Here is a 20281-nt window from a genome sequence, read left to right as displayed (position 1 = left end):
CTGTTAACCCATAAAAAACGAAACGTTTTTATGGGTTCTTTTTATGTATAAATAATGAACAAGCATTACTAAAGCTGGCTTCCAATTACAAAGAATAGTAAGCCAGCCTCTCTCCACTAATCATTTATATTCGAAACAACCTCTCTAGCTTCCTGTACTGTAAGTTCAATTAATGTTTTTACTGTCGTATTCTTCGTTAATCTCGGACTTTGTCCTGACCATAAAGACATGTATTCTTTATTATTCATTTGGCTTGCAGCTTTCCTCATTGGTTGCGTGAGAGCATTTTGTACAGGGAAAGAAGGAAGGTTGTCTTGATACTTTTTCATTTCTTGTGTAAAGGTATTGCTAATTCCCCTTGCCCATTTACCAGAAAAGCTTTTAGTCAAAATAATCTCATCTTCCCCTGCACTCATAATCGCCTCTTTGTGACTAGCAGGCGCTCCGCTTTCCACACATGTTAAAAAAGCCGTTCCCATCTGCACCGCCTCTGCCCCAAGACACAGTGCAGCTGCTAAGCCTCGGCCATCCATAATACCGCCGGCTGCTATTACAGGGATGCTCACTTGATCAACGACTTGCGGGAGAAGGGACACTAAACCTATCGAACTTTCTTCGACTCCGTCCATAAAATGACCTCGATGACCGCCTGCTTCACTCCCCTGAACAACGACAGCATCCATTCCTGCTTTCTCAGCTGCGATTGCTTCTTTCACCGTTGTAGCCGTCGCAATAAGAATAATATTTTCCTCTTTTAAACGTTGAATGATATCACTTGCCGGTAACCCAAATGTAAACGAGCAGATTTTCACGTCCTTCTGAATAATGGTCTCAATATGCTCATTATAAACAGCAACAAGCTGCTGATAATCAGGAATAGTAACTTGTCTATTCTCGACTTTTAATTGCTGATAGATCGGCTCTAGCTGCTGCAAGGTGTGATCAATTTCTTTTTGAGATGTTCTAAATGCAGAAGGGACAAACACGTTTACCCCAAATGGATGTTTTGTTCCTTCTTTTACTTCATCTATTTGAGCAGCTAGGGCCTCAGGTGTTAAATAGCCAGCAGCTATCATCCCTAAGCAGCCATTATTTGCAGCTTCGCATATCAGTTCAGTAGTGGTAATTCCACCTGCCATTGGCGCTTGAATAATGGGATATCTTACATTGAGTGCACTGATCCATTTATTCTTTACCATCATAACACCTCATATATGTATTATTTAATGAAAGCATACTTACTATCAACCTACCATAACCAGCTGTTATTTGGTATACATCTCCACAAAAAAGAGCTTAGAAAATTCTAAGCTCCAGCATAGTTAGATCTTTTTTATAAATTCTGATTTCAGCTTCATCGCCCCTAAGCCATCAATTTTGCAATCAATATCATGGTCGCCCTCAACCAAACGAATATTTTTCACTTTTGTCCCGATCTTTACAACCGACGACGTTCCCTTTACTTTCAAATCTTTTATTACAGATACGGTATCCCCGTCTTTTAAGGTATTGCCATTTGAGTCGCGAATAACCTTCGCGTCTTCTAGAGCTTCATTTTCATCTTGAGGTGACCATTCATGTGCACATTCAGGGCAGACTAAGAGGTTACCATCTTGATACGTGTATTCAGAGTTACAATTCGGGCAGTTCGGTAAAGTAGACAATGCATTCATTCCTCCATTAAAATTCTATAGGCCCGTTTATCTTATCATAAAACAAAGTCAGAAATTTGGAAGAGTCCTTCAGACTAGGATGTAGTAAGGTTAGGATGGTTTTTCTTCTTTTAAGTATTCAGTCACTATTTCTGCTAAATATTCGGCTGCTTGGTTAAGTTCACCAAAAGAATTTTGATACCCTCCTATTTCAATTAAGACAGATTGATCTAATAAATCTTGATTATAATTCTCAATATTACCTAGCGTATTTTTTTTACACAATACCCCTCTTGAAAGTCCTGGATACATTTCTTCTGCTCTTTCATGTAATGACTCCGCAAATTGTCTATTGTCAGCGCAGTTAGGATCGTCAGCACTAATCGTAAAAACAATCCTAGCCACTTCTTTATCATCAATCATTGTAGTAGTATATTTCTTATCTATTGCATCACGGTGGATATCAAACATTATTTTTATTTGATCGTTCTCACTCAATATGTCATTTACCATATCTCGTGACAGCTCATAAGAATGTTCATAGTTTAAATTCATCTCTACTAATTGTTCTTGAAAATTAGTCTTATCATGAATAACTCCTACCCCCTTTTCTTCAAGTTGTTCCCTTAAAAATTCCCCCACTTTTGTTACATTAACCTCATCATGAAATGCATTATCAGGTCTATCTGAACCTCTTACTAACCCCTCTAATTCAGGTGAGAAAGACTCGGAATTATGTGTGTGATAAATGAGTATCTCAGGGTCATTTGTTATGGTTGCTTGGCCCAGCATGGGCAAAATGTCAGAACTAATCAATAATATAAAAAATAACAAGCTAGCTAAACTGCAGGTTAAAAGTATACTAAATGGATTCTTTCTCCTTTTACCTGAAAACCTTTGGGTTAACCTTTCTTCTAATTCAAATGAAAATTCTTTTCGTGGGTTTATCTTAACGGACTCTTTTTTCAATTTTTGAATAATGTCTTTTTCATTCTCATTCATTTTATACCCACCTTTCTTCAATTTCTGAGTTAAGCTCTAGCATGTTTATCTTTAACTTTTTGATAGCGCGGTGGTAAGTTACTTTTACTTTAGCCTCACTCCACCCCATAATGGAGGCTGTTTCTGTGATACTGCACTCTTGAATTCCTCTTAGTATGATTACAGCTTTGTACGTGTGCTTTAATTCTTTTAAGGCAACATACAAACTATTCACATCTTCTTTAGAGGTATACAGGTCCTCTGGGGACTTGCTTATAGAAGGAATATACTTAAAAAGCTGTTCTTGAATGATTTTTTGCCGTTTTCGTTTTTTAGAATTGTCAATTGCTACATGTTTTGCGATAGAAAAAAGCCATGTTTTTAGTTCCGACTCTCCTCTAAATGTCGATAATGATTTAAACAAACGTATAAATACTTCTTGCGTCAAGTCTTCTACTTCATGTTGATCATAAGTAAATGCAGCAAGGAATCGGTAGACATCGGTAAAATACAGGCGGTAAATATGCTGAATCTCTTCTTCTGTTTTCTTCAAACCCTCACCCTCCCAGTGCTTTTACACATATGTCTTTTCTTAAACCAAAAAGGTTACAGTTTATGTAAATTCATTTTCTTTCTTTTTCCACAAACAAAACCCCAATCCCTTCTAAATAAGGATTGGGGTTCAATTGATCGCTATAAGTCTGTCATCTTTAACACTCGAATCAATATACTAATCACTATTGCCATTAACAAAAATATGACCGAAAGTAATTCGAGCCCTGATCCATACATAGCTGTGGCAGCTAGAATAAACAAGACAATTTCTACAATGAGCCGAGGTACTTCATGCAGACGTTTAGGTGCTTTAGGAGAAATAAATGTTCCCCATAAGGCTGCCATTAGTAATGGAGCACTGATCCCGAAAATGACCTTATGCCACACTTCAATCCCTGCTTGGACACCCCAATAACCTAACGCTAATAAGGCTGTTACTTCTAGGATAAAACGCACGATAGCTATAATAATCATAGCTTGCTCTGTAATCTATCCGGATACATGATAAAGCCAATACAAATAACCTGATTGTTAATTAAAGATGAACTCGATAACCGCATAACTATCCCTATTCTCCATAAATGCCCTAATTTTACTATTTATTGATATTTTCTATTTGAGAAATAGCTCAGTAAGCTATTTGAATGCATCTGCAACTAATTCATAAGACTTTATACGGTCCCGATAGCTGTGTGTAATTGTTACGATCATGACCTCATCGACCTTGTATATGTCTTTAAATTCTACCAGACGTTGTGATACTTCATCGGGATTACCAATGATCATTTTTTGACTTAGACTTTTCTTCTCCTCAACATTGAATGAATACTTTTTTGCTTCCTCAATAGAAGGAATTCCTTGTCTGCCTTCACCAGCTTCTACTTGACGCTTCCACAGCAGATAGCTTGAAGCGACCTCTTCTGCGCGCTCGGTTGTCTCCGCACATATGACTGAAACAGCTAGAATAGTCTTAGGTTGTTTGAGCTCAGGAGATGCCTGGAATGATTCTTGATATGTTGCGATGCTTTTCTTAACATCTTTATCACTCATAAAATGACCGAATGCATAGGCCATTCCCATTTTAGCTGCGAGGGCGGCACTCCGTTCGCTTGTTCCGAGCAGCCAAGGAGCTGGTTCAACTGGCGGGAAGGGAGAAGCCGTCACCTTTTGGAAAAGATGATCCGACGAGAAATCATTCCGTATAAAATGCAATAATTCTTCAAGTGCTTCAGGCAGCTCCCTCACCCCTTTTAAATAATTATCTGATAGAGCCATTGACGCTTCCGCTGATCCGCCAGGTGCACGCCCAATACCAAGATCAATACGACCTGGAAATAAGGTAGCAAGTAAATGAAAGGTTTCAGCTACTTTATATGGTTTGTAATGCGGTAATAGGATGGCACCTGCTCCTATACGAATCGTTTTCGTTTGTGCTCCTATGTAGGAAAGCATAACTTCTGGCGCTGGACAAGAAAGAGCAGGAAAGTCATGATGCTCAGCAATCCAGTACCTTTCATAACCTAGTTCCTCAGCCTTTTTTGCTAGATGTACGGATGCTTCTAACGCTTCTTTTGGTGTATATCCAACCGAAATGGGAGATTGGTCTAGAATGCTTAATTTCATATAGGATCTCTTCTTTCTTTAGTTTCTTTATTATCACTATAAATCAACAAAACCTAATATAAAATGATTATGCCTAAACAATAACCCTAACCACCTTATATAGGTAATTAGGGCTTACATTACTTTATTTAACTGGACCGTCCCAAGCAAGCATACCGCCTGATACATTTATTACATTTTTGTACCCTTGTTGTACTAAATACTCTGCAGCTTGCATACTGCGATTTCCACTGCGGCACATGATGACAATTTCTTTATCTTTTGGAAGTTCTGAATATGTTTCGGTAAAGCTTGATAGCGGCATGTTTTTCATACCTTCTACGTGTCCGTCTTCAAATTCATCAACCTCACGAACATCAATGTATACTGCTGTTTGATCAGTCTTCATTTGCTCTTTTAACTCTGTTGTTGTGATTTCTTCTACGTTATTTGATGATTGATTAAACAAAGAGAACACTCCTATTCCGATTAGAATCGCTAAAACTGTTAGTGAGAGAAACTTCATATGCGACACCCTCATCATAAGTCCTTAGATAAATAAGTTTACATTACCATCTTCTGCTTCTGCAAGGTATGTTGCTACACCTGCATATTCAATGCCATCAATCAGCTCTTCTTTATGAATACCCATAACATCCATCGACATTGTACATGCAACCATTTTAATGTCTAGGTCTTGTGCCATTTCGATTAATTCTTTTAATGATACAACATTGTGCTTTTTCATCATTTTCTTCATTAATTTTGCTCCGATACCACCATAGTTCATTTTTGATAATCCTAGTTTTTCAGGACCGCGCGGCATCATTTTCGCAAACATTTTCTCTAAGAAGTTTTTCTCAACTTTTACATATTGCTCTTTACGCAGCACATTTAAACCCCAGAATGTGAAAAACATTGTCACAGGTTTCCCCATTGCCGCTGCCCCTGTTGCAATAATAAAACTTGCCATAGCTTTATCTAGATCCCCATCAAATACGATCATTGTTGCTTTCTTTTGTTCCATTTATAATCTCCTCCTAGTAATATACTTGTGTAGGTATTCCTCATAGTTTATATACTATACCCAGTTAGGTATAATGTCAACTAAAATTTTTTAGTTCATCCATTCAATCTCTCCAGATTCGACATGGAAAACTGCACCAACAATAGATACTCCTTGCCCGTATTGTTGGTAAACGGGGTGCTTTTCTAAGCGCTCCATCTGAGTTTTTACATTCTTAATAGAAGCAGCTTCTCCTAAACCCTCGCATCCTGCACCCCCAAGAGATTCTCGTACAGATGCTAACCAAGGTGCTAGCGCATCCTCTGTATTTCCTTCTGCAGCTGCACGCACGCCCCCGCAGCTCGTATGACCAAGAATCAGGATATCAGCTACTTTAAGGTGTTTTAGAGCATAGTAAAGACTTGCAGTAAAGCTTTCATCAGCCACATTTACTTGATTGGCAATATTACGGTGAATAAACATTTTTCCAAGCGGCATGTTTGTAATGACAGAAGGACTGACACGAGAATCACTGCATGCTAGGACAAACATTTCTGGATGCTGCCCCTTTTTAAGCTTCTCAAAGAAGTGAGGATCTTGCTCCCTCATTTCTTTGAGAAATGTCTCATTCTGATGTTGAAGTTGTTTTTTTTCCATAGCCTTCACCTACTCATCTACACCGATTTTAAATAAGCAATCACATGCTCTAGATCTTTAAATTCAATTTTCCCCTTAAACGTTTCATACCATCCTGCTTGCTTTAATGTGTCTCGAACCGGACCTTTGACATCACATAAATAAATGTTTTTATTCAGTTCCTGATACGTATTCATTAGTTCTTCAAGATGATCAATAGCTACTGCATCGATATCATTTACCCCTTGAAAATCTAAGATTAACGTATCTATTTCTTCAGACTTCAAAAATGATTGTTGAATTCGTGACTCCACTCGTTGGATATTAGCAAAATACAACGGAGAATCAATTCGTAAAATCGATAGATGATCTACTGTTTTGGCATTGTTAAAGCGAGCTATGTTGCGATAGGCGTCCATTTCCTTAACATAACCTAGTTCTGCCATATGTGGATTCGCACTTCTCCATATAAAGACAATCAAAGAAAAAACAATCCCAATGAAAATTCCCAACTCTATACCTAGGGTTAAGGTTGCAGCAAATGTAATCAATAAGGTGAATCCATCGATCTTCTTCACTTTAAATAAATGTTTAGCCTCACCTACATCAATCAGCCCATACACCGCCACCATAATAATGGCTGCAAGTACTGCATTTGGCATGTAGTAGAACCAAGATGTAAAGAATAATAAAGTTAATACAATTAAAATAGCTGTAATGATAGCCGCTAATCCTGTTTTAGCACCTGCTCCGTAGTTTACTGCCGAACGAGAAAATCCTCCTGTAACAGGGTATCCTGAAAAAGTTGAAGCGGACACATTAGCAAGACCAAGTCCGACTAATTCACGGTTCGCATCTACTTTGTATTTTTCTTTTGTCGCAATCACTTTTGCCATAGCGAAACTTTCCACAAAACCAATAATGGCAATCGTAATCGCTACTGGCATTAAAGCACTAACTGCTTCAAAACTCCATGAAGGCAGTGATAAAGACGGCAGTCCATCCGGAACTTCCCCTATAATACTTACTCCTTTTTCATGTAAATCAAAAAGGTAAACAACTGCGGTGCTATATACAACAACAACCAATGGAGCTGGCAGCTTAGGCAAGTACTTTTTCATAAGAACTAAAATTAAAATGCTTGTAAGACCGATAAATAATGTATAAGGATTAATAGAACTAAGTTGTCTTCCTGCTTCAAAGAGTAGTTCAAAAACATTTTCAGAAGACGGCAATTGAATGCCTAATAGATGTTTTAATTGACTAAAACCAATAACGAGCGCTGCAGCGGATGTAAAACCGCTAATGACGGCGTGAGAAATAAAATCAGTAATAAAACCTAACCGCAGGAGTCCTAGACTTAACTGGATCACACCGACCATTAAAGCTAACAGCAATACAAGTGAAATATATTCGGATGACCCCGGTTCAGCCAACCCTTGAACACCTGTTAAAACTAACAATGACACCATTGCAACCGGCCCGACAGCAAGCTGTCTAGATGAGCCAAATAATGCGTAAACAAGCAGTGGAATGGTTGAAGCATATAAGCCAATTACAGGCGGCAATCCCGCAAGCATTGCATATGCCATCCCTTGAGGTATCAGCATAATCGCTACAATTAGACCAGCGGAAAGATCCCCTCTAAGGTCATGCTTTTGATATGTTAACATCCATTCAAGACCTGGGAACAATTTCTTTAACATCTTTTAAAGTCCCCCTTTCATTAAAATGAGTGAGCAGGTCTCTTTTAGACCCACTCACTATTACAGCTAGTATTAACCTTTTTTAATCCAGAATTTAAATACATCTCCGTCTTGTTCTTGATGAATTAATTCGTGTCCAGATGTTTTAGCCCAAGCTGCCATATCAGCCTCAGCACCTTTATCGGTTGCATGGATTTCAAGAATTTGACCTGATTCAAGTGTATCCATTTCTTTCTTTGTTTTTACTACAGGCATTGGACAAGCTAGACCTTCTGCGTTTAATACTTTGTTACTGTTCATTAAAAATCATCTCCTTAGATTGGTTAAATTAATTGGTTAAATAGATTTAGGTAAATACTAAATATCATTTATTGATTAAGATACGGCACAACGGTTTGGACCGATCTCCATCTCTGTTTCTTCCTCTTTATTAGGTGTTAAGATACCCATGTTCGTTTTTCTGATTTCTTGATAAGAGTTCGGCTGCGGCGGCAGGTTTTCAGATACAACACGACGAAACTCCTCTTCATCATCAATCATTAACCCATGATTTTCTTTATATAGGTCACCTAAACGAGCAAATACTCTTCCTTGATCATCCAACTCTTTCAATTTAGCAAAATGAGCTGGCAAGACTAATAAATCTTGATCTAAGTTTTTATAGCGGACATACAATGATTCACGTAAATCTCCTACCCAATCTTCTGCAAGTCCAGCAAGATCCGGACGACCGATTGAATCAAGGAATAGAATGTCCCCTGTGAATAAATACGTATCATTAACGATTAAAGACGTGCTTCCAATCGTATGACCAGGTGAATAAACGGCTTTCACTCGTACATTTGCCTCGCCAAAAGTCACTTCCATTCCATCTTCAAGAGGCTCAAATTTAAACGTTACCTCCCCAGCATCCTTTGGCGGCAGGTAATACGTACCACCTGTTGCTTCCGCTAAGCGGCGTCCGCCAGAAATATGATCTGCATGCAGATGAGTATCAAACATATGGAGAACTTTGATCCCTAATTTATTGGCAAAAGCTTCATATTGATCTACAAGACGAAGCGGGTCAATCATGGCCCCTTCGTTTCCAGATACAATCATGTAAGAAAGACAGCCTTTGCCTAGGCGGACAAATTGATACAAACTGCCGCCACCGTCAAGATCTCCCACTTTAACCGGCTCTAGATGCTCACTCCACGCTTTCATTCCACCTTCAAGGTAATGAATGTCACGCCCTGTTGCCTCTGCTAATTGCTCAGCAACAAAGATAGATGAGCCTTCCTTCGCACACACGACTAATACCTCTTTATCTGCTGGGATTTGATCAAGAATATCATCAACCCCTTCGATAAGGTCAAAATATGGCTTATTCATCGTTACAATCCCATCGCCTTCAACTTTCCAATCATCATATTGGTCCGTATTTCTGACATCAAGAATAAATAACTCTTCTTTATTGATAACCGTCTTCGCTAAAACTCCTGCTTTCATTGCTTTTACAGCCATGAATCACACCTCCATAGTATTTGTTCATCTGTTGCATTTTTTAGTCCATTCTTTTCAGAAAAGAATTATTTACTTTCGGTTTTACCATTCCATGCTGTCATTCCAGGCTTTACATTTGTCACATTTGTAAAACCATTGTCTTTAAGCAATTGGGCCGCCATCGCACTTCTAGAACCTGTACGGCAGACAACATACACTTCATGATCTTGGTTCAATTCACCTAAGCGTGACTCAAGCTCACCTAAAGGAATAGAAGCTGCTGTTTGGATATGCGAGAATGCATATTCAGCTGGTTCACGCACATCAAGGATTGTTACATTCTCACTGCCGATTTTTGCTTCAAGCTCTTCATTAGAGATCACATTTGCGAAGTCAACCTCTTCTTTTTCCTCATTTGCACTCGCTTTTCGAATGTAATGAACAAGCGTGTCGCCTTCTTCAATAGTGCCTAAATATTGGTGGCCTGTTGAGCCAGCCCATGCTTTAAGATCAGCAAGTGAGCCTTTATCTGTTGCTTGAACCTCAAGTACTTGGCCTGGTTCAATTCCATCTAACGTTTTTTTCGTTTTAACAATTGGCATTGGACAAGATAATCCTTTTGCATCTAATACATGATCTGCTTTGATTGTCATTTTGTTTGCCTCCTTTTATAATACCATTACCCGTATATCTATATTATACATATGATTTCCGGTTCGTCAACCTCTTTTTTACTTATACCCGTTTAGGTATATTTAAAACCAAAAAAATTATCTAGATTTCACTAACAGTTGAATTGCTTCTTCTACGACTTGATCCGCTTGCTCGCCTTTTTCTACTTCATCGATAATACATTGCTGCATATTTTTAGCGATAATATAGGCCATGGCGCGGTCTGTTGCAGACTTTACTGCAGACATTTGGATAATAACATTCTTACAGTCTTTTTCTTCTTCCATAAGACGAAGAATCCCACGAACTTGACCTTCAATACGCTTTAAGCGGTTTTTCATATCTTGTGAATACTCCATAGTAAATCCCCTTTCTGCTTGTAGTCATTTATATTATTCATCTATTCTAATTGCAAGAAAGTATCAATAATCTGATACCCTATGACCTATAATAGCACATTCGCAAAATATACACAATGGGGTATATAACCTTATATGAAAAGCCACTTTGAAAAGTGACTTTCTCTTAGGTGATATTCTCAACTTCCACTTGTAATACATTTTCAGAGGATTTCAATGCGTAATAAACATCTGTCGTATAGACCTCTCTGCTCGTAACTACAATACATGAAATAATAATATCTTCTGCTTCTTCTTTTACTTTTACGCGCCTGATTCCAAAGTTTTTATTTTTCACTTCTTTTAGAAAGCTAGTTAAGTCTGTATCTTTTTCAATATAAATTTTTGCTCGCACTTCAATATTTTTTAATTTCTTCGGCCCTATCCAAGACATGAGATCAGGAATAATTCGTACGCCAAGAATCATAAAGAAGACTCCTAATAATGCTTCTACATAAAAACCCACCCCTATGGTAATGCCTAAGCCAGCAGATGCCAACACAAGAGATGCGGTCGTCAATCCAGAAATCGCATCATTGTTTCTCCTCAGAATTACACCCGCTCCTAAAAATCCAATTCCGCTAATCACATAAGAGGGGATACGCCCCGGATCCATCGGACGAGAATAAGCTTCTGAAAACAAAAAGGCTGATTCGTAGGAAACAATCGTTAGAAGACATGCCGTTACTGCAACAATTAAGCATGTTTTCAGCCCTAAAGGTTTACCTTTTAATTCACGCTCAAGACCGATGACAAGACCTGCAGCTGCAGCTAAAGATAACTTATGTAATGCGGGATTATAAACAATCATTTCAAAAATGTCTTCCATTTAACCGTCTCCTCTCTATATTAATGTTTTCTATTATACATCAAATCTTCCTCCTCCTATTAAAAGAGAAGGGAAAAAGCACCCTCACGTATAGTGAAGGTACTTAGCAGGTACTCTTTATCATGATTTATCTTTTGTGACAGGGAGCTCTGCCCCTACCCAAGCTGTAAACCCGCCTTTAACATTCACAACTCGATCAAAACCGTGTTTTTGCAGCACACTTACCGCAATAGCTGAACGGACACCCGAGCCACAAAGAATATATAAGGGTTGATCTTTTGGCAAATCTTCCAAATGGTCTTCAATGTGGCCTAGAAACGCATGTATAGCTTCAGGCGCATGGCCGTCTGTCCATTCACTGTCGTTTCTTACATCAATTAAAGCTGCCTCATTCGATGTATTACTCGATTTAACAGCTTGGTAAGCTTCATGAACATCAACTTGTTTGTACATTGGCAGTGTAACATCTTGTTCGATTGTTTTTTGATTGATAAACGCAATGGTGCGATCAAGTCCTATAGATTGAAGAGCAGTGATCACTTCATCTAGTTTCTCTTCTTCTACAACCACAATTAAATCTTTATCATAAGGAACAAGCCACCCTGCCCAGTTTGTAAATGACTTTTCAATCGATATGTTCACAGCCTCTTTAATATGACCATAAGCAAACAATGGAGACTTTCTTGTGTCTAGAACATAGACATGATCATCAATCATTTCCTTTAATTCAGAAAGTGACTGAAGTCTTCTAGGCATGTTGCCCGTCTTTTGTTCTGCCCCTTTTTTGTTTAATTTTTTCATTACGCCAAAATACGTTGGCGGCTCTGGCTGGCTCGATAATAGTTCATCTACAAACTCATCTTCATCAGTTATTTGAAATGCCCAATTATGTTTCCTTTCATAACCAATTGTACTTACCGGAACAGCACCGAGAGATTTTCCACAAGCACTCCCTGCACCATGAGCAGGCCATATTTGCAGGTCATCTGATAAATTTCTTGCCTTTTGCAGTGATGCAAACATATCCTTTGCTCCAACCTTAGCTGTTCCTGCAGAGCCAGCAGACTTCTCTAACAGATCAGGTCTGCCAACATCACCAACAAATAAGAAATCACCAGTAAATACCCCCATTGGTTCACGGGCTCCGCCGCCTTTATCTGTTAATAAGATAGAAATACTCTCAGGCGTATGACCTGGCGTGTGCATCACTTTAAAATAAACACCGCCAATCGAAAATTCATCGCCTTCTTTTATAAGCGTGGCACCTACATCTTTTGCAAATTCATACTTCCAATCTTTATCCCCCTCATCGGATAGATAGAGATGTACATTAAACAGCTCAGCTAATTCTTTTGCACCTGATGCATAGTCGGCATGAATATGCGTTTCTGTTGCAGCTGATATAGTGAATCCTTCTTTTTTTGCTACTTCAAAATAGGGTGTAAGGTTGCGGCCTGGGTCGACAATGATAGCTTCCCCCGTTTTCTGACAGCCAATTAAATAGGACATGTGAGCTAACTTCTCATCAAAGAAAGAACGAAAGAACATAAAATATACCTCCTACGGTTTATAGTCTACCGTTTATGTTCCCCGTTTTCATGAGAGTTAATCCTAAGTTCGGCTAGAGGTATTCTTTAGTTCTTAATTATTTAAGTAGATTAACATTCTAACCAACCTAAAAAAACCCCCTTCTTACAACTGAAGGGGGTTGGTTATTGTATTGAATTAATTATCTGCTTTTTACTAACAGTTGAATGGCTTCTTCTACCACTTGATCAGCATCTTCACCTTTTTCCACTTGATCAAGGATACATTGCTGCATGTTTTTGGCAATGACAAATGCCATGGCACGGTCCATAGCTGATTTTGTTGCAGACATTTGTGTAATCACTGATTTACAATCTTGGCCTTCTTCCATGAGGCGTAATACACCTCGTACCTGACCTTCAATTCTTTTTAAGCGATTTTTCATTTCTTGAGTGTATTCCATCTATTCCAACCCCCTTCAACTAAAGGTTTTGCTGTATTCTTTCTATATTCTATTCTAACCGATTCTAGAAAAATTGTACACGAACACCCATTTTTACTAAAGCTCAGCTAACACCCGCTCCATCATTTCTTTATTCATCGCACCAACCTGTACATGATGGACTTCTCCGTCACGGTTAATGAAAACAGACGTTGGCAGGGGCTGGACACTATAAAGCGAGGCAGCTTCCCCTTTTTCATCTAAAAGGATCGGGAAGGTTAAGTTTAATTCCTCCGTAAATGATTGAACACCCGCAACCGATGCTTCAGAACCTGTTTGGTTGACTGCTAAGATAACGATATCAGTCTCTTGATAAAACCTCTCCATATCGGGCATCTCAGCTCGGCATGGAGGGCACCATGTAGCCCAGAAATTAATCATGACCGGCTCTCCTCTAAAATCTGATAAAGAAAGCTTGTCACCAGTTAACGTTTCCAATGTAAAATCTGGTGCATAGCCGGAATCCCCGTCCCCTGTTTTCTCTTTGCTTAAAGAAGATTCACTCGTTATAGAATCAAACACTCCAAATGCAAGGAACCCTGTCATGATAAGTAAAACTAGTTTGGCACGCATCTTAGGATACCTCCTTGCGCTTTGTTTCGTTTGATAAAATGATTAATCCAGCAATAAAATACATAAAGTAAAACCAGCTTGGAACAGAATAATCAAGCATTCTTATAGGGATAAAAAAAGAAAGCAGGCCCTTTATCAATCCAAATAAAATGAGGAACTGCCCTAGCATACGAGTATGCGTCTCTTGCCGTTTGGATTGTATATAGATAAACAACAGAGCTAATGTATTAATTCCCATTAAGATCACATTTGTACGCACTATTCCCTCCATCGTATTGAATGGAAAGACTGCATAATACATTATCTCAATGATTAAATAGGTACCTGCTATTTTTATAAAGACGGTAGTATTTAGTGCAACATCCTCTTTCGTACTCCACCATAAATAGACACACATCACAACCCAAGCGAGCATCCATTCATTTGCCCCGCTTGGGGTCGCTAATACGGCGATAGGGTCACCAATTGCCACTGCAGGATTTAAAATTAACTTAGAAAATTGAAACGTAACAAAAAAGGCAAAAAAACCATTCCAAAAAACTTCAGAATCTTTCTTTGTACCATTCATCATCTCATAAAAAAATTGATTAGCTAAATAATAGCCGAGTAAAACAATGACGATGAGGGCGACCCATGATTGTCTAACAATAAAAGGGCCGACCGACCACACCTCATTCATATTATTACCACCCTTCAAACTACCTATAGGGGTATCATAACTAACTCTGGTTATGTTGTAAAGAAGACAGGATCTAATTAAACGGACTTTGCAGATGCCGTTTTGGCATGTTTAGGTTCTCCTCTTGAATGAAAACTATGAATAATCATGCCGGTGACAATGGTTAGCAACCCGAATAACCCAACTATTGATGGGAATGCTCCTCCGAGTAACAATAACTCTCCTAAAAAAGCAAAGACAACTGAACCGGACTGTGTCGCTTCTACAGCTGCCAATTTTTGCGGCTCATGTCTAACTAGATTGGTTGCAAAGAAAAATAGGACAGTCGCTATAATCCCTGAGGACAAAGCTACGATAAATGACTGCGTTACCTGACTCTGGCTCGGAAGACCTTCTGCTATAAAGCCATAGCCGGCGAGTAACACCCACCAAGGAAGACTCATTAATGTCATACCAAGTACACGTTGAAATGTGTCAATTGAACCATCAACGAGCTCAAGCATCTTTCTATTCCCAAGAGGATAAGCAAAAGCTGCAATCACAACAGGGATAACGCTTCCTAGTAAAATAAGAGCAGACACTCCAGAACTCTGTTCAAGCTGAACAAAAAATACCCCTGATAATATAATGACAGAAGGCCATAAAGAATGAAGTAATATCTTTTGACGTTTGCGTACAACCCCGTCTGTCGTCCGGATCGTTTCATAGAATAGCGGAGCTAAAAGGAGTCCCGCTACAATCGTTGTTTGCCATGTTCCTGCAATTAACCATCCTGGTCCGAAGCCGGCAGCATACGTAATCGGAGCATAAAACACCACAAACCCAAAAAAGCTCCAAATAAACCATTCACGTGGATTCTTTTTCATTTCTTTAAATAAATCAGCTAGGCCTCCTCTCAGCCACACAATCAAGAGCAGAAAAGGCACCATAAAAAAGAAACGCAGTGATGCGCTCCAATACCAGCTTCCCCCCTCAAGCTCCATTGATCGGTTTAAAATAAAGGTAAGTGAAAAGAATACCGATGCAAGCAGTCCAATTAAAATAGCCTTCAATGTTAACACCTCTTCTTAGCTCTTATAAAGGTACATTTAGTTTGACGAAATTTAATTCAGTTTAACGCATTAAAGCTCAAGTGTAAATGAAATAGATAGAAAAAAAAGGCAATTCAATCATGTATGGTTGAATCACCTTCCTGAATATAAAAACTACACTCCCAATTATTAGTCATGTCTAACAACTGGGGTGCAGTTTCAAAAGTTTTAATTGTGTTAAGTAACTAAGATCTTCTTCTAAAGAATTGAACAATAATTAGTACTGCAATAAGACCAACCATTGCCCATGCTGTATAAACGATGATTAGATATTCAGATCGCTCAACAGCAATACCGATAAACGCCCAGATGAATACCATTGGATAGATCACATCATTATTATAGGTCATAAACCAGATCGCAAGAGCCGTACCTACCACTAATAAAATAGCTGTCCACACTTCGGGTGCAATACCAAAGGTGCTTACATTATTAACCGTAAGGACAATCCCCACATTAACAATCGTAGCTACAGACACCCACCCTAGATAGACAGAAAAAGGAACTCTAAATTTTGAAGGACCCTTCACTCCATCCATCCGAATGTAAATCACAATCAAGCTTATAAGAAGTGCAGCCATCGCCACCATCGTCAGATTGAAGAACTCATAATGGAACAGCAGCAGCCAAGCTATATTAAATACACAGCTGATGACAAACCATAATCCCACTTTTTCATAGACTAGATTGTTTTTCGTTTTAGGAAAGAACTGCGCCCCTACCCAAATGACAAGCAATAAATAAATAAGTCCCCAAATAGAGAATACATATCCAGCCGGTGTAAACATTACGTTCAGGCGGTCTGATATCTCACCTGCTGTTTGACCGTTGATTGGCAGGGCATTAGATAAATAGTTTACGATTAATACGGTAATCAATGCAGCTGCGTTAAAAAAGGCTAAAGATCGATTCATGTTGAACACTCCTCCCAAGTTGTAGAAACATTGTCTTGTCATACATATACCCTACTTATTGGGAGAATATGTTAAGAATTAAACAAACGTGCTACATTCCTCAATTAGACCTATCCTTTAACAAAATAAAAAGCAGACAACCGAGTATCCCAGTTGTCTGCTTACATGTTTTTATACAGAATTTAGTAGTCTGAGTTAGACTTTTCACCGTTCACAATAGAAACGCCGGCACTTGCTCCAATTCTAGTGGCACCAGCATCAACCATTGCACGCGCTCCTTCAAGGTCACGAACGCCGCCTGAAGCTTTCACGCCTAGCTCTGGACCTACAACCTTACGCATTAGAGCGATATCTTCAACTGTAGCACCACCTGTTGAAAAACCAGTTGATGTTTTAACAAAGTCAGCGCCTGCTTTGACAGAAAGTTCACAAGCACGGATTTTTTCTTCTTCCGATAGTAGACAAGACTCAATAATTACTTTCGTTAAAGCTTTCCCTTTCGCCGCTTCTACAACAGCACGAATGTCACGCTCTACAAGCTCATTATCTTTGTCTTTAAGTGCTGCGATATTAATCACCATATCGACTTCAGTTGCACCATTTTCAATCGCATTTTTCGTTTCAAATGCTTTAACTTCTGGAGTACTTGCACCTAGGGGGAAGCCAATAACCGTACAAACTTCTACACCTTCTGCATCTTTTAACTGCTCTGCTGCAAGCGCTACCCAAGTTGGGTTTACACATACTGATGCAAACTTATATTCTTTTGCCTCAGCACAAAGAGTTAGAATTTGTTCTTTTGTTGTATCCGCTTTTAAAGCTGTGTGATCGATTAAATTAGCAATTGATTGACTCATTTTACAGCGCCTCTTTTCTTTAACATTAGTTGTACGTACCTCTTTATTATCGTAGCATAAAAGTTCTAATTAGACGAGCTTATTTTTACACAAATGCTAAATATGTATCCTGAAATGGATGAAAGCTTCTAAATAACCATAGATAAGAGCCTTATATGACATTCTATTGGAAGCGATTACCTCTTTAGACGCTGGCTAGAAAGCATTTAAAATTGCTGCCATTTTATGATTGTGCCGATGTAAGGTCTTATTGTGTTGCTTTCATTCATAATTGCGTCGGTCCAAGGCGTTATTGTATTCTTTGTACACGTAATAGCTACAAAGCTCAGTAATTGCACCGTTTCAGTAGTAATATGTGTCATAGTCAGTCTCTATTATATAGACCGTGATGAGTATTGCGCCAGTTGGCATCTAAACTAGGGAATCTTTCCCTCCACTCATAAGAAAAAGACCATGATCCCTCATGGTCTTATCCTTCCCTACGTTATCCGTTTACCGCTTGCTTTATCTCGGCATCATCTAAGACCCGGACAAATTCACCTTCGTTATAAGGGTATCCGGCTTTTGCAATTTTTACTTTAACGATCTTACCGATCATCTCATCCGTTGCTTTCACTTTTACTTTTAAGTAATTATCGGTATAACCAATATACAAACCGCTCTCAGGATTCTCTTTATCACGTTCTTCCGGAATCACTTCAAGAACCTCTCCTTCAAATTGAGAAGCATATTCTTTTGCTAATTGATTGGAAAGTTCAATTAAACGGTGTACACGTTCATTCTTTACTTCTTCATCAATTTGGTCATCCATACGTGCTGCTGGTGTCCCTGTACGTTTTGAATACGGGAAGACATGAAGCTCACTGAATTTATGCTTTGCAATAAAATCAAATGTTTCTTGGAACTCTTCTTCTGTCTCACCAGGGAAACCAACAATTACATCTGATGTAACGGCAAGACCTGGAAGCACTTCTTTCAAACGATCAAGACGTTCAGCAAAGAATTCCATTGTGTATTTACGGCGCATACGCTTAAGAACTGTATTTGAACCTGATTGTAGCGGAATGTGTAAGTGACGTACGACTTTTTCAGAGCGATCAATCACCTCAATCACTTCATCTGTTAATTGACTAGCCTCAATTGATGAGATACGAATACGTTTTAAGCCATCTACCTGCTCTAAATCTTCTAGGAGACGAGCAAGGCTGTAATCCTTTAGATCCTCGCCATAGCCGCCTGTATGAATTCCAGTGAGAACAATTTCTTTGTATCCTGCTTCTACAAGCTGAGTTGCTTGTTTAATCACATCTTTCGGGTCACGTGAACGCATAAGGCCGCGCGCCCAAGGGATGATACAGAAGGTACAGAAATTGTTACAGCCCTCTTGGATTTTTAAAGAAGCACGAGTACGATCGGTAAATGCCGGGACATCAAGTTCCTCATATACACGAGACTTCATAATGTTTCCTACCCCATTGATCGGCTCACGCTCTTTTTTGAACTGCTCAATGTAGCCGATCATTTTCGTACGGTCTTGTGTCCCGACTACAATATCAACCCCAGGAATAGCCATAATTTCAGCCGGAGAGGTTTGAGCATAACAACCTGTTACACAAATCACCGCGTCTGGATTTTTACGAATCGCTCGACGAATCACTTGACGGCTTTTTTTATCGCCTGTATTGGTTACAGTACAGGTGTTAATAACGTAGACGTCGGATGTTTGCTCATACTCTACTTTCTCGTAACCTTCTTGTTTAAACAGCTGCCAAATTGCTTCTGTTTCATAATGATTTACTTTACAACCTAATGTATGAAAAGCCACAGTAGGCATTATCTTCACCTCATTAATTCTAAATGATAAGAAATAGCCGCCATCACATAAAGCGGGGCTGTTTCTGTTCGAATGATTCTAGGACCAAGCCCGCATAATACGGCGCCTTTCCCTTCAAGTTCACTTACCTCTTCTTCTGTTAATCCGCCTTCTGGACCAATGACGATTAACACGGAGTCCCCTGACTTTACCTGGTTCAAAACGTTGTGCAGATTACTTGCCTCACCCGTCTTTGCGCTCTCTTCATAAGCTACAATAGTATGCGTGTAGCCTTCAATCGTTTCTAAGAGCTGGGTAAAAGAAGCTGCTTCCTTGATAGTAGGAATGATTTCTCGGTATGACTGCTCAGCCGCTTCTTTTGCAATCTTCTCAAGGCGTTCAACTTTCTTTTTTGACTTTTTCATATCCCATTTTACGATCGAGCGTGAGGCTTGAAAGGGCTGAAAGCAGCTGACACCGAGCTCCGTTCCTTTTTGTGTAATTAACTCTAGTTTATCACCTTTAGGCAGTCCTTGCGCAACTGTTACCTTAATGGGTAATTCTGTCTTTGGATCCAGCTCTTCTAATACTTCAGCTTGGATGTCACTTTCACTCAATTTCTTGAGCTTAGCTAGCACCGTTCTTCCTGCATTATTTGAAACAATGATCTCTTCGCCCTCTTGCATTCGCATCACTCTGGCAATATGTTTGACATCATCACCAGTAATGGTAACAGTTGAGCCATTTAATTGATCTTCTGAGACAAAATAACGTTGCATTGTATCGTCCTCACTTTAATAGCA

The 20281-nt window shown here is 39.1% G+C and carries 24 protein-coding genes; all 24 read right to left on the bottom strand.

The annotated features are described in order from the left end of the window. Window positions 1–116: 116 nt before the first annotated feature. The 24 genes from A33I_RS02065 to A33I_RS01950 all read right to left on the bottom strand — a co-directional run bounded on the left by A33I_RS02065 (window position 117) and on the right by A33I_RS01950 (window position 20257). Window positions 117–1199, bottom strand: a complete 1083-nt coding sequence (locus A33I_RS02065; protein ID WP_022626817.1) for an NAD(P)H-dependent flavin oxidoreductase — start codon at window positions 1197–1199, stop codon at window positions 117–119. A 123-nt stretch (window positions 1200–1322) separates the two neighbouring features. Continuing rightward, entirely contained in the window at window positions 1323–1664 is a 342-nt protein-coding gene (locus A33I_RS02060) for a zinc ribbon domain-containing protein YjdM (RefSeq protein ID WP_022626816.1), read from the bottom strand. A gap of 99 nt (window positions 1665–1763) precedes the next feature. Then, window positions 1764–2654: a stage II sporulation protein P gene (gene spoIIP / locus A33I_RS02055; protein WP_022626815.1), complete on the bottom strand. Its 891-nt coding sequence runs from the start codon at window positions 2652–2654 to the stop codon at window positions 1764–1766. Between the two features lies 1 nt (window position 2655). Then, the gene (locus A33I_RS02050) at window positions 2656–3186 is read right to left on the bottom strand and encodes an RNA polymerase sigma factor (protein WP_022626814.1); all 531 of its coding nucleotides are present in this window, start codon (window positions 3184–3186) and stop codon (window positions 2656–2658) included. Between the two features lie 140 nt (window positions 3187–3326). Continuing rightward, window positions 3327–3662: a YrdB family protein gene (locus tag A33I_RS02045; protein ID WP_022626813.1), complete on the bottom strand. Its 336-nt coding sequence runs from the start codon at window positions 3660–3662 to the stop codon at window positions 3327–3329. A 162-nt stretch (window positions 3663–3824) separates the two neighbouring features. Next, entirely contained in the window at window positions 3825–4811 is a 987-nt protein-coding gene (locus tag A33I_RS02040) for an LLM class flavin-dependent oxidoreductase (protein WP_022626812.1), read from the bottom strand. Between the two features lie 124 nt (window positions 4812–4935). Further along, window positions 4936–5316 (bottom strand): rhodanese-like domain-containing protein, encoded by a 381-nt coding sequence (locus A33I_RS02035; protein ID WP_031311345.1) that lies wholly within the window; start codon window positions 5314–5316, stop codon window positions 4936–4938. A 24-nt stretch (window positions 5317–5340) separates the two neighbouring features. Continuing rightward, on the bottom strand, window positions 5341–5817 hold the full coding sequence (locus A33I_RS02030; RefSeq protein WP_012958110.1) for a DsrE/DsrF/DrsH-like family protein: 477 nt from the start codon (window positions 5815–5817) through the stop codon (window positions 5341–5343). Window positions 5818–5907: 90 nt separating this feature from the next. Further along, window positions 5908–6453, bottom strand: coding sequence for a carbonic anhydrase (locus A33I_RS02025; RefSeq protein WP_022626810.1), 546 nt, complete (start codon window positions 6451–6453; stop codon window positions 5908–5910). A 17-nt stretch (window positions 6454–6470) separates the two neighbouring features. After that, a complete protein-coding gene (locus tag A33I_RS02020; protein WP_022626809.1) occupies window positions 6471–8138 on the bottom strand; it encodes a SulP family inorganic anion transporter in 1668 nt (555 codons plus the stop codon). A 72-nt stretch (window positions 8139–8210) separates the two neighbouring features. Continuing rightward, window positions 8211–8438 carry a sulfurtransferase TusA family protein gene (locus tag A33I_RS02015; protein WP_022626808.1) on the bottom strand — a complete coding sequence of 76 codons (228 nt, stop codon included), beginning with the start codon at window positions 8436–8438 and terminating at the stop codon, window positions 8211–8213. Window positions 8439–8513: 75 nt separating this feature from the next. Then, the gene (locus A33I_RS02010) at window positions 8514–9644 is read right to left on the bottom strand and encodes an MBL fold metallo-hydrolase (RefSeq protein ID WP_022626807.1); all 1131 of its coding nucleotides are present in this window, start codon (window positions 9642–9644) and stop codon (window positions 8514–8516) included. A 65-nt stretch (window positions 9645–9709) separates the two neighbouring features. Beyond that, window positions 9710–10276 (bottom strand): sulfurtransferase TusA family protein, encoded by a 567-nt coding sequence (locus tag A33I_RS02005; RefSeq protein ID WP_022626806.1) that lies wholly within the window; start codon window positions 10274–10276, stop codon window positions 9710–9712. A gap of 117 nt (window positions 10277–10393) precedes the next feature. Continuing rightward, window positions 10394–10654, bottom strand: coding sequence for a metal-sensitive transcriptional regulator (locus A33I_RS02000; RefSeq protein ID WP_022626805.1), 261 nt, complete (start codon window positions 10652–10654; stop codon window positions 10394–10396). A 166-nt stretch (window positions 10655–10820) separates the two neighbouring features. Then, complete coding sequence (locus A33I_RS01995; protein ID WP_022626804.1) at window positions 10821–11522, bottom strand: MgtC/SapB family protein; 702 nt, start codon at window positions 11520–11522, stop codon at window positions 10821–10823. A gap of 120 nt (window positions 11523–11642) precedes the next feature. Beyond that, window positions 11643–13070: an MBL fold metallo-hydrolase gene (locus tag A33I_RS01990; RefSeq protein ID WP_022626803.1), complete on the bottom strand. Its 1428-nt coding sequence runs from the start codon at window positions 13068–13070 to the stop codon at window positions 11643–11645. A 181-nt stretch (window positions 13071–13251) separates the two neighbouring features. Then, entirely contained in the window at window positions 13252–13512 is a 261-nt protein-coding gene (locus A33I_RS01985; RefSeq protein WP_012958095.1) for a metal-sensitive transcriptional regulator, read from the bottom strand. Between the two features lie 96 nt (window positions 13513–13608). Next, window positions 13609–14124, bottom strand: coding sequence for a redoxin domain-containing protein (locus A33I_RS01980; protein ID WP_022626802.1), 516 nt, complete (start codon window positions 14122–14124; stop codon window positions 13609–13611). Between the two features lies 1 nt (window position 14125). Then, entirely contained in the window at window positions 14126–14803 is a 678-nt protein-coding gene (locus tag A33I_RS01975; RefSeq protein WP_022626801.1) for a hypothetical protein, read from the bottom strand. A gap of 77 nt (window positions 14804–14880) precedes the next feature. Then, entirely contained in the window at window positions 14881–15855 is a 975-nt protein-coding gene (locus A33I_RS01970) for a DMT family transporter (protein ID WP_022626800.1), read from the bottom strand. Between the two features lie 224 nt (window positions 15856–16079). Then, complete coding sequence (locus A33I_RS01965) at window positions 16080–16808, bottom strand: TspO/MBR family protein (protein WP_022626799.1); 729 nt, start codon at window positions 16806–16808, stop codon at window positions 16080–16082. Window positions 16809–16990: 182 nt separating this feature from the next. After that, window positions 16991–17665, bottom strand: a complete 675-nt coding sequence (gene deoC, locus A33I_RS01960) for a deoxyribose-phosphate aldolase (RefSeq protein ID WP_022626798.1) — start codon at window positions 17663–17665, stop codon at window positions 16991–16993. Window positions 17666–18149: 484 nt separating this feature from the next. Beyond that, on the bottom strand, window positions 18150–19499 hold the full coding sequence (gene mtaB, locus A33I_RS01955; RefSeq protein WP_022626797.1) for a tRNA (N(6)-L-threonylcarbamoyladenosine(37)-C(2))-methylthiotransferase MtaB: 1350 nt from the start codon (window positions 19497–19499) through the stop codon (window positions 18150–18152). A 5-nt stretch (window positions 19500–19504) separates the two neighbouring features. Beyond that, the gene (locus tag A33I_RS01950; protein ID WP_022626796.1) at window positions 19505–20257 is read right to left on the bottom strand and encodes a 16S rRNA (uracil(1498)-N(3))-methyltransferase; all 753 of its coding nucleotides are present in this window, start codon (window positions 20255–20257) and stop codon (window positions 19505–19507) included. Window positions 20258–20281: the final 24 nt, after the last annotated feature.

This window comes from Alkalihalophilus marmarensis DSM 21297 (assembly GCF_000474275.2).
Taxonomy (GTDB): Bacteria; Bacillota; Bacilli; order Bacillales; family Bacillaceae_D; genus Alkalihalophilus; species Alkalihalophilus marmarensis.
The sequence above is the reverse complement of the archived record's forward strand: the minus strand, read 5'-3'. Positions and strand labels throughout refer to the sequence as shown.